Annotated in this window: 14 protein-coding genes; 7 read left to right on the forward strand and 7 right to left on the reverse strand. The window is 64.8% G+C overall.

The genetic code is table 11. The annotated features are described in order from the left end of the window. Positions 1-88: 88 nt before the first annotated feature. Positions 89-1405 carry a flavin-dependent oxidoreductase gene (locus tag CWO91_RS37625; RefSeq protein ID WP_130220458.1) on the reverse strand — a complete coding sequence of 439 codons (1317 nt, stop codon included), beginning with the start codon at positions 1403-1405 and terminating at the stop codon, positions 89-91. Positions 1406-1533: 128 nt separating this feature from the next. On the opposite strand from CWO91_RS37625, the gene CWO91_RS37630 reads away from it, so the two are divergent. Then, complete coding sequence (locus CWO91_RS37630; protein ID WP_130220459.1) at positions 1534-2154, forward strand: glutathione S-transferase family protein; 621 nt, start codon at positions 1534-1536, stop codon at positions 2152-2154. A 189-nt stretch (positions 2155-2343) separates the two neighbouring features. Here CWO91_RS37630 and CWO91_RS37635 read toward each other — a convergent pair whose 3' ends face one another. Then, entirely contained in the window at positions 2344-3267 is a 924-nt protein-coding gene (locus CWO91_RS37635) for a LysR family transcriptional regulator (RefSeq protein WP_130220460.1), read from the reverse strand. A 91-nt stretch (positions 3268-3358) separates the two neighbouring features. Between CWO91_RS37635 and CWO91_RS37640 the strand changes: the two genes are divergently transcribed. The 3 genes from CWO91_RS37640 to CWO91_RS37650 all read left to right on the forward strand — a co-directional run bounded on the left by CWO91_RS37640 (position 3359) and on the right by CWO91_RS37650 (position 6249). Further along, positions 3359-3802, forward strand: a complete 444-nt coding sequence (locus CWO91_RS37640) for a nuclear transport factor 2 family protein (RefSeq protein WP_165405986.1) — start codon at positions 3359-3361, stop codon at positions 3800-3802. Positions 3803-3888: 86 nt separating this feature from the next. After that, positions 3889-4023 carry a DUF1127 domain-containing protein gene (locus CWO91_RS45155; RefSeq protein ID WP_283811069.1) on the forward strand — a complete coding sequence of 45 codons (135 nt, stop codon included), beginning with the start codon at positions 3889-3891 and terminating at the stop codon, positions 4021-4023. Positions 4024-4239: 216 nt separating this feature from the next. After that, on the forward strand, positions 4240-6249 hold the full coding sequence (locus CWO91_RS37650; protein ID WP_165405987.1) for a methyl-accepting chemotaxis protein: 2010 nt from the start codon (positions 4240-4242) through the stop codon (positions 6247-6249). Positions 6250-6304: 55 nt separating this feature from the next. Here CWO91_RS37650 and CWO91_RS37655 read toward each other — a convergent pair whose 3' ends face one another. The 3 genes from CWO91_RS37655 to CWO91_RS37665 all read right to left on the reverse strand — a co-directional run bounded on the left by CWO91_RS37655 (position 6305) and on the right by CWO91_RS37665 (position 8769). Beyond that, a complete protein-coding gene (locus tag CWO91_RS37655; RefSeq protein WP_130220464.1) occupies positions 6305-6991 on the reverse strand; it encodes a glutathione S-transferase family protein in 687 nt (228 codons plus the stop codon). A gap of 130 nt (positions 6992-7121) precedes the next feature. Further along, positions 7122-7448 carry a hypothetical protein gene (locus CWO91_RS37660; protein ID WP_130220465.1) on the reverse strand — a complete coding sequence of 109 codons (327 nt, stop codon included), beginning with the start codon at positions 7446-7448 and terminating at the stop codon, positions 7122-7124. 190 nt (positions 7449-7638) lie between these two features. Beyond that, positions 7639-8769, reverse strand: coding sequence for a site-specific DNA-methyltransferase (locus tag CWO91_RS37665; RefSeq protein ID WP_130220466.1), 1131 nt, complete (start codon positions 8767-8769; stop codon positions 7639-7641). 421 nt (positions 8770-9190) lie between these two features. Between CWO91_RS37665 and ypfJ the strand changes: the two genes are divergently transcribed. Both ypfJ and moaB read left to right on the forward strand, forming a co-directional pair. Further along, positions 9191-10132: a KPN_02809 family neutral zinc metallopeptidase gene (gene ypfJ, locus CWO91_RS37670; RefSeq protein ID WP_130220467.1), complete on the forward strand. Its 942-nt coding sequence runs from the start codon at positions 9191-9193 to the stop codon at positions 10130-10132. Positions 10133-10291: 159 nt separating this feature from the next. After that, a complete protein-coding gene (gene moaB / locus CWO91_RS37675) occupies positions 10292-10855 on the forward strand; it encodes a molybdenum cofactor biosynthesis protein B (RefSeq protein WP_130220468.1) in 564 nt (187 codons plus the stop codon). 248 nt (positions 10856-11103) lie between these two features. Here the strand turns inward: moaB and CWO91_RS37680 are convergent, their stop codons facing one another. After that, positions 11104-12033 (reverse strand): bifunctional helix-turn-helix transcriptional regulator/GNAT family N-acetyltransferase, encoded by a 930-nt coding sequence (locus tag CWO91_RS37680; RefSeq protein WP_130220469.1) that lies wholly within the window; start codon positions 12031-12033, stop codon positions 11104-11106. Positions 12034-12095: 62 nt separating this feature from the next. Continuing rightward, a complete protein-coding gene (locus tag CWO91_RS37685; RefSeq protein ID WP_130220470.1) occupies positions 12096-12671 on the reverse strand; it encodes a glycosyl transferase in 576 nt (191 codons plus the stop codon). Positions 12672-12990: 319 nt separating this feature from the next. On the opposite strand from CWO91_RS37685, the gene CWO91_RS37690 reads away from it, so the two are divergent. After that, on the forward strand, positions 12991-13830 hold the full coding sequence (locus CWO91_RS37690) for an RMD1 family protein (RefSeq protein WP_130220471.1): 840 nt from the start codon (positions 12991-12993) through the stop codon (positions 13828-13830). The last annotated feature ends 181 nt before the right edge of the window (positions 13831-14011 follow it).

Consider the following 14011-nt stretch of genomic DNA (forward strand, 5'->3'; position numbering starts at 1 on the left):
GGCAGCGGACCCAACTCACGACTAGGTGAAAGGCGAAATCGGTTAGGAGACTGATCCGCCCAACGGGATAACGGGCGTCGCCGTGGCTCTACCGGGCCTGCATCCGGGCGGACGGGCCGCTCGTCGGATGACGCGAATGCCCATCCGGCCGCGACACGATCGCAGGCTTAGCATTCAGCGCTTCCACCTGGAATCCCGCCACGCGCTTGTAATTGGCGGCGATATCTTCCAGCTCCTGCTGCGACAGCACGTCGGTGACGACCTCAAAGCCGTCGGGCGCGCGCTCCTCGACCAGCTGCATCACCTGCTCGGGGCCGTTCTTGCGGTTGAGCAGGACGAGGTCGGTGGTCGCGGGCCGCCGCTCGGCCTCATAGGCGAGCAGCGCGGCCTGCGTCGGTCCGTGGGCCAGGATTTCGCGGGTGATGACGCGGGCATCGAGAATCGCCTGCGAGGCGCCGTTCGATCCGATCGGGTACATCGGATGTGCGGCATCGCCCATCAGCGTGACGCGGCCAAACGTCCATTGCGACACCGGATCGCGGTCGACCAGCGGATATTCATAGGCGTGCGGGCAGTTCTTGATCAGGCCGGGCACGTCGAGCCAGTCGAACTGCCAGCTCTCGAACCAGGGCAGAAACTCCTCCAGCCGCGCGGTGCGGTTATAGTCCTCGCGGCGCCATTGATAGGTCGGCGGCATGTGGCGCTCGGCCACCCAATTGATGAGGTGATTGCCCGCCGCATCCGGCTCTTTCGAGATCGGGTAGCAGACGAATTTCAGGATCTCGTGACCGGCCATGATCATGGTGCGGCCGCTGAGGAAGGCCTTCGCAGGCGTGACGCCGCGCCAGAGGATGCGGCCGTTCCAGATCGGCGGGCCCTCGCCCGGGTACAGCTTTTCGCGCGCGGCGGAATGGATGCCGTCGGCGGCGATCAGGATCGCGCCGTCGTAAGTCCCTGCGGCCCTGCCGGTCGCCTTGTCGATGAAGTCGGCGCGCACGCCTCCCGCCGTCTCGGTCCAGCCGGTCAGATGATGGCTGGTGAGAATGTTCTCGCGGCCGAGCCGCTCGACCGCAGTGTCGAGCAGGAGCTGCTGGAGCGTGCCGCGATGGATCGAGAATTGCGGCCATTTGTAGCCAGCCTCCAGCCCGCGCGGCTCGCTCCAGATCGGCTTGCCGTGCTTGGAGAAATAGGCGAGCTCGCGCGTCCGCACGCCGCTGGCATCCAGCTTGTCCATCAAGCCGAGCTCGATCAGCTCGCGCACAGCATGCGGCAGCACGTTGATGCCGACGCCGAGCGGCTTTAATTCCGCGACGCTCTCGAACACTTTTACGGGAACGCCGATTCCGTGCAGGCTGAGCGCAAGCGTCAGCCCGCCGATGCCGCCACCGGCGATGAGTACCGTCATGACAAAACCCCTCCGACTGCGGGCGTCTTGGCATAGGCGGGCGGCGGTGGGCAACTGCGAAGAGGGGCTCGTGCTATGGACCTGACGGCCGACAGCCGCTAATTTCCAGCTTTCCTAGGAGGTCCGACATGCTCAAGCTCTATTACGCCACCGGCACCTGCGCGCTCGCCACCTACATCACCCTGGAGGAGGTTGGTGCCGACTACACGGCCGAGCGGCTGAGCTTCAAGGACAATCAGCAGAACAGCCCGGACTATCTCGCGATCAACCCGAAGGGCCGCGTGCCGGCGCTGGTGACCGATCGCGGCATCCTGACCGAGACGCCGGCGATGCTGGCCTACATCGCGCAGACCTTCCCCAAGGCGAAGCTCGCGCCGCTCGACGATCCCTTCGATTTCGCCCAGGTGCAGTCGTTCAACTCCTATCTCTGCTCGACCGTGCACATCAACCATGCCCACAAGATGCGCGGCCCGCGCTGGGCGACGCAGGAAAGCTCGTTCGCCGACATGAAGGCGATGGTCCCGAAGACCATGGCGGCCTGCTTCGCCCTGATCGAGCAGAAGATGTTCAGGGGGCCCTGGGTGATGGGTGAGCAGTACACGGTCTGCGATCCCTATCTCTACACGCTCTCGAACTGGCTCGAAGGCGACAGCGTCGACATCAACGCGACGCCGAAGATCGCCGATCATTTCAAGCGCATGTCGGACCGTCCCGCCGTGCGCAAGGTGATGGACGCGCAGAAGGCGTAGCGCGCGGCCACATACTCCGCTGTCGTCCCGGCGAAGGCCGGGACCCATACCGCGGAATCTATCGATTGCGATCGGTAAGCGTACCGAACGACCAGTCTTCGCCAAACGACTCCCTGTGGTTATGGGTCCCGGCCCCCGTGCGCAATTGCGCACTAGGCCGGGACGACACCATTTGTTTGAAGCCGCATCCTACCCCGCACGCCGCTTTTCCTTCTCTAGCTCCCGTCCCGTCTCCAGCATCAGCCGCCGCAGCCAGATCGAGCCGGGGTCCATCTGCGCGCGTGTCGGATGGAACATGAACTGCTCGTCGATCCCGGGGTCGAGCGGTGGCGTCACCGTGACGAGGCCAAGCTGCTTCGACAGCGCCGCGATCAGCCGGCGCGGCACGAAGGCGACGAGATCGGTGCGGGCGGCGACGTGCAGCGCTTCGAGATAGCCTGCCACCACCAATGAGATGTGCCGCTCGATGCCCTTGCTGCGCAGCCAGGTGTCGATCAGGTCCTCAGCGCTGCCGCGGATGATGACGCCGACATGGCGTGCGGCCAGGAACGTTTCGCGCCGCGTCAGCTTCGCAGCCATCGGATGGCCGCGCCGCACCGCCAGCGCGTCGCTGTCGGTGTAGAGCAGCTGGCGGTGAAAACCCTTGAAGGCGTTGCCGATCGAGATCACGAGGTCGATGGTGCGGGCGAACTCGGCGTGGAAGATCGCAGATCCGCGCCACGGCACGATTTCGATGCGAACGTTGGGCGCAAGGCGCGTCACCTTCTCCATCAACGGCGGCATCAACAGCTCGACCGCCAGATCCGGCATCATCAGGCGAAATTGCCGTTCGCTGCGCGCCGCGTCGAAATCCTCAGGCACGAACAACCCGCGCACCTGGTCGAGCGCGTGGGCCAGCGGGGCGCGGAGCGCCTCGGCCCGGGGCGTCAGCTCCATCCGCGCGCCGGTGCGCACCAGGAGCGGATCGCCAAAGATGTCGCGCAGGCGCTGGAGCGCATGGCTCGCCGCCGGTTGCGACAGGCCGATCCGAAGTGCGGCGCGGCTGACATTGGCCTCGCGCAGCAGTGCGTCGAGGGCGGTCAGCAAATTGAGGTCAAGCGAATTCAAATTCATGAGGTGAATAGATATCATATCCGCTATCGATTTGAAGAATTCCCGTTGAGCGGCGATGTTCTCCGTGTTGCCACCAAACGGAGATGCCGCCATGAGCGCGAGCGCCAACAAGAAATTGATGCAGGATATCTTTGCCGCCGCCGCCAACCCTGATCCCGCCGCGCGCGATCGTGCGCTGTTCGCCGCGAGCCTTGCCGACGATGCCAAATGGGTCGTGACCGGCCAGTATTCCTGGTCGCGCACCTTTGCGGGCAAGGAGGCGATCCTCAACGATCTGCACGGCTATGTCCGCACCCGCCTGCGTGACCGCACGCGTACGGTCGCCCACCGCTTCATCGCCGATGGCGACATCGTCGTGGTGGAAGCCAAGGGCGACAACGTCACGCCCGAAGGCGTCCGTTACGACAACGACTATTGTCTCGTGTTTCGCCTGGAGGACGGCAAGATCAAAGAGATCCGGGAATATTGCGACGCGGTCCTGACCGAGAAGGCGCTCGGTCCTTTTCCGCAAGCGGGCGTGAGGGCTGCGAACTGACGGTCTTGAGCCGCGCTACGTCCGCCAGCCGATCTCCTCCGTCAGGCCCGTTGATGATCGTGCGGGCCTGGCAGGCGTTGGTCGAGATGGTTCGTATCAGTCGCGAGCGGTCTCGGGCACGGTGCCAGCTCGCCGCCATGACCGAACGGGAGCTTCAGGACTGTGGGATGACCCGGGCGGAGATCGCGTACGAGCTGGAGAAGGCTGTCCGGCGGACGTAGGGAGCGAGAGCAACTGCCGACAAAATCAGCAGGTTTTGTCGGCGCTGCCGCGGCCCTGCGCGAACAATTGGAAGGTTCAATTAACGAGTGTCCCCCATTGTGTCGCGGTGCAGCGTGAGTCGCAAAGACGCGACACGCGGCTGCCGGGGTGGCCGGTGACGATCGCCGGAATCGTTCGGCCGCTCGAAGTGAAATGCATCTGGGTGGACAGTGGGAATGCCGAAGTTTCGTTTGCGGATCAGGGGACGCCTGTACGCAGGCTTCATGGCCCTCGTGGCGGTCGGTCTGGTGATGGCGGTGGTCGCCGTCTGGAATTTGCGGGCGGTGCAGGATCAGGTCGCAAGACAATCCGCGCTCTCGGACAGCACGGCGCGGGTGCTGGAGATATCGACCCATCTTCAGGCGATCCAGCGCGCCAATCTGCGTTACGTCTACGACGCGAACGAACCCGCGATGAAAGAGGCGCGAGAGCGGGAGACCGCGGCGACCGAGCTGTTGCAGGTCGGGGCGAAGGGGACGCTCTCGGAGGAGCGGCGAGCGCTCTACAACGGCCTCATCGGCGACATCGCCAAGATGCGACGCCTTCGCGACAATCTCGGGGACGCCGTCAACGAGGCGAGAACGGGCAAGGCGACGCTGCTGCCGAGCGGGGAAGAGCTGGCCGTCAAGATGGGCAAGCTGGTCGATGCGGCGCGCGCCGCCGCCGATGAAGACACCGCGGCCCTGGTCGCCGACCTCGAATCCAGGATCCTCCTTGTCCGGGTCGCAAACTGGCGTTTCCTGGCCCTGCGCGACGCGCAGGGGCCGGCGAATTTCAGGGCGAGTGTGGACAGGGCCGCGCAACGGCTCGCGGCGATCGAGAAAAGCCCCCAGGCAGCGGACTTGCGCGCCACGATCGCGCCGGTGAAGACCTCGCTCGGAATCTACAAATCCGCGTTCGAGACGACATCGGCCGCGATGCTTCAGGCCGACGAGATCTATCACAAGAACCTCGCGCCCCTCATCGTCGACAGCATCGGCAGGCTCAAGGCCGCGGAAACGACGCTGAAGAGGGACTATCAGGAGTCGCGCAACCATGCCGCAGCCGTGATCGCCGGCACGACCACCGTTCAGGAGATCGCCGGCGGTCTCGCCGTCCTGTTCGGCGGCATCGTCGCCTTCCTGATCGCCCGCAGCATCGTCGGTCCCCTGACCTCGATGACGCGTGCGATGGGGCGGCTCGCCGGCGGTGATCTCGACATCGAGATTCCCGGGCGCGGCAAGGCCGACGAGACCGGCGACATGGCCAAGGCGATCCAGGTGTTCAAGGACAACATGATCGACACCGAGCGCATGCGCGCCGAGCAGGCCGAACTCGAGGCGCGGCAGGCCGAGAGCCGCAAGAAAGATATGGTCAGGCTCGCCGACCAGTTCGAGCAGGCCGTCGGCGAGATCGTCAACACCGTATCGTCGGCATCGAACGAGCTGGAAGCTTCCGCCGGCACGCTGACCACGACCGCCTCGCGGGCCCAGGATCTATCGACTGAAGTGGCATCCGCGTCGCAGGAAGCCACCGCCAACGTGCAGGCGGTCGCCTCCGCCACCGAGGAGCTGTCCTCCTCGGTGAGCGAGATCGCCCGCCAGGTGCAGGAATCCGCCCGCATCGCGGGCGAGGCCGTGGGTCAGGCGAGCAGGACCAATGACCGCGTCGGCGAGCTCTCCAAGGCGGCCGCCCGGATCGGCGACGTGGTCGAGCTGATCAGCACCATCGCCGGCCAGACCAATCTCCTCGCGCTCAACGCCACCATCGAGGCCGCGCGCGCGGGCGAAGCCGGTCGCGGCTTTGCCGTGGTCGCCTCCGAGGTCAAGGCGCTCGCGGAGCAGACGGCGAGGGCGACCGGCGAGATCGGCCAGCAGATTGCGAACATCCAGGCCGCCACCGAGCAATCGGTTGGCGCCATCAGGGAGATCAGCGGCACCATCGAGCGGCTGTCGGAGATTTCCTCAGCGGTCGCCGCCGCCGCGGAAGAGCAGGGCGCCGCCACGCAGGAAATCTCGCGCAACGTGCAGCAGGCCGCTCACGGGACCCAGCGCGTCTCGACCAATATCGGCGACGTGCAGCGTGGTGCTTCCGAGACCGGTTCGGCCTCATCGCAGGTGCTCTCGGCGGCGCGCTCGCTGTCGGCCGACAGCAACCGCCTGAAGGTCGAAGTCGCCAGGTTCCTGGAGACAGTCCACGCCGCCTGAGCTTTAAAAGCAAGAGGCCACGCGCATGCGCGTGGCCTCGAAGAACGCCGCGCGATCAGGCCACTTTCGTTTTCATGTGCTTGAACATGTTGGCTCTCGCCTCGTCGTCCATCTCCGCCTTGAAGGTGAACTTGTCCTTCAAGGCGATGGCGCGCGCCGCCGCGGGCCGCGCCGAGATCTCGTCCACCAGCCGCTTGACGTTCGGGTATCGCGCAAAGGCATCGTCGCCGAGCTTGAACGGCACCATCCGCGCCCAGCCCCACAGCGCCATGTCGACGATCGAATAGTCGTCGCCGACCATGTAGCGGCGGCCTTTGAGGTGACCATCGAGAACCCTGTAGTGGCGATCGGTCTCGTACTGGTAGCGGTTGTGGGCGTAGTCGTGGTTCTGGTCCTTCGGCGCAAAATGCTTGAAGTGCACGGCCTGACCCGAATAGGGCCCGACGCCGGTCGCGATGAACATCAGCCACGACAGAGTCTCGCCGCGCACGCTGGCGGCGGGCAGGAATTTTCCGGTCTTCTCGGCGAGATAGAGCAGGATGGCGTTCGAGTCGAACACGATGGTGCCATTGTCGTCGATCGCCGGCACCTTGCCGTTCGGATTGATCTTGAGGAACTCCGGCGTGAATTGCTCGCCCTTGCGGGTGTCGACCGCGACCGGCTCGAAGGGCAAGCCGGACTCTTCGAGATAAAGCGCGACCTTGGTCGGGTTCGGCGATCCGTTGAAATAGAATTTGAGCATCGATCATCTCCCCAGGGAGTTGTTGCCGAGAGCGGGCGCAGCATCATTGCAGCGAGGCCGCTTGTCTTGCCCGAACCTTTCGGAAGCGCAACCGGCGAGTTTGCCGGGCGGTATCTGCGCGTGGCGCAGATCAGCCGGCGTAACAAAGACCGATCGCCGCCGTAATGATCATGGCGGCGCCGACCGCTTCCAGGCGCAGCCCAAGTCGCGTGGCGAGATGCATATCGGACGCCCGCGCCTTGCGCTCCGTTCCGCGCGCGTAACCGTGCACGATGACGTCGTGATTGAAATTGTCGTGAGCCTCGTTGCTGCTGGCGAGCCCGACGCAGACCACGAGCACGCCGAACAAGGCGAGGCCGAAAAATCCCAAGAGCGCAATCAGGAACATCGGAAACATGCCGAGCAGGAAGATCGGCAGTAGCGGCACCAGCAGCAATGTCTCGGACTGTCGTCGCATGGGAGGACCGGTCGGGACGAGACTGATCGGGCGAATCTAGTCCTGGCGGAGGCGGCTTTCAACCACTGCCGCCGTCATTTCCGGGGCGCGCCTCTTGGCGCGAGCCCGGAATCCATTGGGCGGCTTGCGCTGTGGTTCGATGGATTCCGGGTTCGCGCTGCGCGAGCCCCGGAATGACGATGGAGGGACCTTACTCCGCCGCCATGCCGGCGCGGATCTCCGCGCGGAGCTCGTCGATCAGCTTGAGACCCTTTTTGGTCTCGACGTGCCAGAAGGTCCAGCCGTTGCAGGCGGCCGAGCCTTGCGCCACGGCGCCGATGCGGTGGATCGAGCCGACCTTGTCGCCCAGCATGATGGCGCCGTCGGCGCGCACGAGGGCGCCGAGCTTCTTCTTGGCGTCGAACAGTTTCGTGCCGGGCATGATCATGCCGCGCTCGATCAGCTCGGAGAACGCGACCCGCGGCGCCTCGCGCGCGGTCATGAATGGGGCGAGGCTCTCTTCCGGCAGCGGTTCGACCGCCGCGATGCGGGCTTCGGCCGCCTTCGCATAGGTCTTGTCACGCTCGAAGCCGATATAGGAGCGGCCGAGACGCTTTGCGACCGCGCCGGTGGTGCCGGTGCCGTTGAAGGGATCGATCACGAGATCGCCGGGCTTGGACGAGGACAGCAGCACACGCGCGAGCAGGCCTTCCGGCTTCTGCGTCGGATGAACTTTCTTGCCGTCGGCGCCCTTGAGGCGCTCCTCGCCGGTGCAGAGCGGGATCAGCCAGTCGGAACGCGCCTGCACGTCCTCGTTCGCAGCTTTCAGGGCCTCGTAGTTGAACGTGTAGCCCCTGGCCTTCTCGTCGCGCGCGGCCCAGATCATGGTCTCGTGCGCGTTGGTGAAACGGCGGCCGCGGAAATTCGGCATTGGGTTGGTCTTGCGCCAGACGATGTCGTTCAGGAGCCAGAAGCCGAGGTCCTGCATGATGGCGCCGACGCGGAAGATGTTGTGATAGGAGCCGATCACCCAGATCGTCGCCGATGGCCTCATCGCGCGCCGGGCGGCGAGCAGCCAGGCGCGGGTGAAATCGTCATAGGCGGAGAACGAATCGAACTTGTCCCAGTCGTCGTCGACGGCATCGACATGCGATTCGTCGGGGCGCTTGAGATCGCCCTTGAGCTGGAGATTGTAGGGCGGATCGGCGAACACGAGGTCGACCGAACCGGCCTGAAGCTTCGACATCTCGGCGACGCAATCGCCGAGGATGATGCGATGCGAAGGGGACTCAAAATTTGTGCGGGGCGCCCTTGCAGACGCCCCGCGACGCGACTCTACCATGACTCAAGAACTCTGACTCAGGCGACGCTGTCGGCGACGCGGGACCAAACAACCGACTGACCGTTACATTGAAGCGGCAAAGTAAAAATCGACTTAACCCGCCGCTTTCGTGAGCAGCCTCCGCATCGCGCGTTGTGTGCGGGACGTTGCGCGCATTCGCCGTGTTTTACAGTGCATTTCGCACTTCTTCGCGTCGCGGGAGCAGTCGAGGCTCCGGAAAGGCTCCAAATTTCTCTCGGAAAAAATTGCTCGACCCTCGGAAAAAATTGCTGGCATCGGCATGGTGTCGCACTAGGCAATTTTTGCCGGCCACGATATTGATAAACGCAACGGAAATTTTACCTGTGTGGCGCGTTGAGCTTTGGCGCTCATGCGCCCGACGAAGCCGACGATACCAGGGACCCCCAGGGGAAAGGCCGCCATGCGTTACGATGACTTCCGCCGCAGCGACGACATCGAGGATCGTCGCGACGAAGGTGGTGGGTTTGGCGGCGGCGGAGGAGGCGGGTTCGGGCTGCCGATGGGCGGCGGCGGGCTCGGCATCGGTACCATCATCATCCTCGGCCTGGTCGGCTACGCCTTCGGCATCGACCCGCGCATCCTGATCGGCGGCGCCGAGATCCTCACCGGCGGCGGCCATGCGCCCACCTACCAGACCGACCGCCAGGCCTCCTCCGGCAAGCGCGGCGCACCGACCGACGAGATGGGCAGCATGATCTCCGGCATTCTCGGCGAGATCGACGATCGCTGGAGCGAGATCTTCCAGGCCAGCGGCCAGTCCTATACCGGTCCGAAGATCGTACTGTTCCGCAACGCCACCAATGGCGGCCGTTGCGGCATGGCGCATACGGCGATGGGGCCGTTCTATTGTCCGCCGGATCGCACCATCTTCCTCGACACCGGCTTCTTCCGCGAGGTGGAGACGCGCTTCCGCGGCTGCTCCGGCAAGTCCGCCTGTAACTTCACCACCGCCTACATCATTGCGCACGAGGCCGGCCATCACATCCAGAACCTGCTCGGCATCATTCCGCGCGTGACGCGGCTGCAGCAGCAGGCTGGCAGCAAGGCCGAGGCGAATGCGCTTCAGGTGAAGGTGGAATTGCAGGCCGATTGCCTGTCCGGCGTCTGGGTCAACCGCGAGGCCAAGAAGCGTCCGAACTTCCTCGAGCCCGGCGACATCGACGCCGCGCTGACCACGGCGAGCGCGATCGGTGACGATACGCTCCAGCGCCAGGCGACGGGCCGCGTCGTGCCCGATTCCTTCACCCATGGCTCGGCGGCGCAACGCAAGCAGTGGTTCATGACCGGCTACCAGCAGGGCTCGGTGCAGGCCTGCAACACGTTCGGTGCGGGAGCGTTGTAGTTCTCGCCACCGTGCCCCGGACGCAGCGCAGCGCTTCTTCAGCGATGCGCTGCATAGCCGGGGCCCACAATGCCGGTCTCCCAAGTCTCCAAGATGGGTCCCGGCTCTGCGGCGCGGCGCTGATGCGCCGCACCTTGTCCGGGACAGGAGAGACGCACCATGGCCTCCATCGACGAAACAAAGCAGTTCGTTCCGCTCAATATCGCAGTGCTCACCGTCTCCGACACGCGGGCGCTTGCGGATGATAAATCCGGCCAGACCCTCGTCGACCGTCTCACCGCCGCCGGCCATCAGCTCGCCGCGCGCGAGATCGTCACCGACGACGTCGAGGCGATCCGCAACGTGATCCGCCGCTGGATTGCGGATGCCGGCATCGACGTCGTCATCACCACCGGCGGCACCGGCTTCACCGGGCGCGACGTCACGCCGGAGGCGATCGAGCCGCTGTTCGAGAAGCGCATGGACGGTTTCTCGATCGCGTTCCACATGCTGAGCCACGCCAAGATCGGCGCGTCGACGATCCAGAGCCGCGCCACTGCGGGCGTCGCCGGCGCGACCTACATCTTCTGCCTGCCAGGTTCGCCCGGCGCCTGCCGCGACGGCTGGGACGGCATCCTTGCGGCTCAGCTCGACTACCGCACGCGGCCCTGCAATTTCGTCGAGATCATGCCAAGGCTGGACGAGCACCTGCGAAGACCGAAGGCGCAGGGCGCGACGGTGTGAGCACGGATAGCTCTCCAGCGTCTCTCCACACCATCAGGATCGTAGGGTGGGCAAAGCGAAGCGTGCCCACCACTCCTGTCGCAATGCTAGATCGGTGGGCACGGCGCTAATGCGCCTTTGCCCACCCTACGATTCCAGACCGCGGAGACATACCCCTCACCCAAGCGAGTCTGTGTCTGCCAGCGTCGCAGCCCTCTCACATCAACGTGCATCTCGCCGCAACGTGCATTTCTCCCGCAGCAAGCTCGTTACAAATCCCGCTCCCACGTCTCGCCGACCAGATCGACACCGAAGCTGTGGTGTTTCTCCTCCTTCACGAGCTTGAAGCCTGCACTTTGATAGATGCCGCGCGCAGCGACGAGGATGCTCTGCGTCCACAGCGTCATCTTGCTGTAGCCCCTCTCGCGTGCGCCTTGGATGCATTGCTCGACCAGCGCGCGACCGACGCCGAGCCCCCGCGCTTTCTTCTCCACCTGCAAGAGGCGCAGCTTGGCGATCTCATCCGTGGCCTTGACCAGAAAGATCGAGCCGATCGGCTCGCCACCGACTTCCGCGATCCAGCAGTGCTCGCGCGCGGCGTCGTAGTTTCTGATGAACTGTGCACAGATCTCGGCGACCAGTGCCTCGTAGCTGATATCCCAGTTGTAGTCCGCGGCGTAGGCGGCGGCCTGTCGGGAGATGACCCAGCCCATGTCACCGACGCGATGGCTGCGCAGCACGAAAGCCGCGGGCTGGCTTCGACGTTGCTCCAGCACAGCCTCGATGGTCGCCATCGCCTGCGTGAGCCGCGTTGCATCGCTGGCCGAAAGCTGAGCGAGCATGGCGGCAACGTCGTTTTGCGAGCCTAGGTTCAGCTTGGCGAAGGCCTGGCGGCCCTTGGCGGTGAGGCTGAGCTGGTATTGCCTGCGATCTGCGGGCAGGGGTCTTCGCGTGATCAGCCCCTTTTCGTCGAAGCTTTGTACGATACGGCTGAGATAGCCGGGGTCGAGACCAAGCTCGTTTCCGATCTCTTTGGCTGCCAGGTCGTCGCGATGCGCGAGTTCATAGAGCACCCGGGCCTCGCTGAGCGAAAACGGGCTTTTTCCAAGGTGCTGGTCGAGCACGCCAAGCTTGCGGGTATAGAAGCGGTTGAAGGCGCGGACCGCTCCGATGTGGTTGTCGGAAGCTTCAAAGGACATGGGTCACCTCGATACTTGCCATTGTCAAACAATTATTTGACTTTGGCAAGTATTTGGTGGCTTCAGCCGACCATGACGATCCGGCTGCGCAACATGGTCCGGGACGAGCGGCCGAGCCGCCGGAGCAGCCGTGCCTCGGACCGGCGGGCCTGCGGCGGGTAGCCGCCGATCCGGTCATAATGATCACGCGCGATCAAAAGCCCCTGATCGCCGAACGGGCCGACGAGCTTGCGCGCCACGGCGCGGAAGATGTCGCCGAGCCCGGTGTCGGCATAGGGTGAGCGCGCATAGCGAAACACCGCCGCTCGATCGCGGCCGCTGCTCGAGACGGCCTGGATGAACTGGGTGGTCTCCTCGATCCAGCCGGTTTCCAGCACCGCGCCGGCGGGGAGGAACATCAGCCACGGCGAACGGGCCTGAAGCGCGCCGGCGGCGCGCGCGGCCCCTCGCGAGGAGCCCTCGAAGCCGATGAAGCGGCAGCCTGCGACGTCGGCGACGCGCTCAATGACGCCATTGCGGGTGCCGTCGACCAGGAGCACTTCCCGGATGATGCCGGCTGCGGCGCCGGGGACGAGCGCGGCCAGCGTTGCGACTGCCGTCTGCTCGACGCCTTCGGTCGGAATGATGACGCTCAGCATGATTGAAGCTTCAATATCTGCACTTCGGAAGAAGCGTAGCTTTTCATGATGTTGTCATAAACACGTGGCGTTGCCGAGTGCAACTTTTCGGCGGGGCTTCGGCATGCAATGGTAAACTCGCAGCCAAATGTGTCGCGCGCGGGATGGTATTTTGGTCGAATGTTTCGGCACAAGCTCGTCCGGGCCGTATTAACCCGGAGTCCGACGACGATATTGCGCAGCGCAGGGCAACCGTCCAAGTAGAGGATGGGATGCAACCAACCGTCGAACGGGGACGATGTGCGACTTGGGTGCTGATTGGTGCTGACGGAGGCCTTGGATGAACGCCGATCAACTCGCCGTCAACGCGACGGCAGCAACGCCGAAGCAGGACGCCGCGCCGACCCTGCGGGTCCGCGCGCTGATGCTGGGCGACCGCATCAATGCCTCCGGCCTCGAGATCGGCACGCTGGTGTCCTCGACGCCGGCCGCCTTCCGCGTCCATGCCGGCCTTGTCGTGATCTTCCGCTACGGCGTCGTGGTGCTGATCGGACTTCTGCCCTCGGAGGAGACGGTGCTGATCGACAGCCTGAAGCCGCGGGTGATCGGCGAGTTCAGTCCTCATGAGGAAGAGACCGCGCAGGCGCAGCTCTGCAAGGACGAGAATGCCGAGGCGATCCAGCCGGGCGGGCCGATCTGCATCGCCAAATTCTCCGACGACCGGCTGCTCCTGATCGCGGATGCGCTCGCCAAGAGCACGTCGCTTGCCCGCGACGAGCGGCGCGTCGCGGCGGTTTTCGACGTGATCGAGCCGTTTGCGCGGGAGCTCGCCGAGCGCGGCCGTACGCCGCGCCGGCGCAAGGGTATCTTACGGCTGATCGGCAATGCGCTTCTCGTCCAGCAGCGTGTCGCGGGCCGTGTTGCCGTCGCCGAGAAACCCGACGTGCTCTGGGAGAAGCCCGAGCTCGACCGGCTCTACGCCCGTCTCGAGGACGAGTATGAGCTGAAGGAGCGCCTCGACACGCTCGAGCGCAAGCTCACGGCGGTGTCGGAGACCGCCAACGCCTTGACCGACATCATCGACACCCAGCGCTCGCTCCGCCTCGAAATCGCGATTGTGGTGCTGATCGTGATCGAGATCGCGATCGGGTGTTTCCAGATATGGTCGGGCACACATTGAGAGCGAGCGACTGCGCATTGCAGTGCCCTCTCCCCTTGCGGGAGAGGGCAGCACCGCCGGTCGACACAAGCTCACTTGGGTGAGGGGTTGTCTCCGCATGCTCGCCGGTGCGTTGTGATGCGCTGCTGTTGCCGCATTCTCCGTCATTGCGAGCGAAGCGAAGCAAATCTGATCTTCCCCC

This window comes from Bradyrhizobium genosp. SA-3 (genome assembly GCF_004212635.1).
Classification (GTDB): domain Bacteria; phylum Pseudomonadota; class Alphaproteobacteria; order Rhizobiales; family Xanthobacteraceae; genus Bradyrhizobium.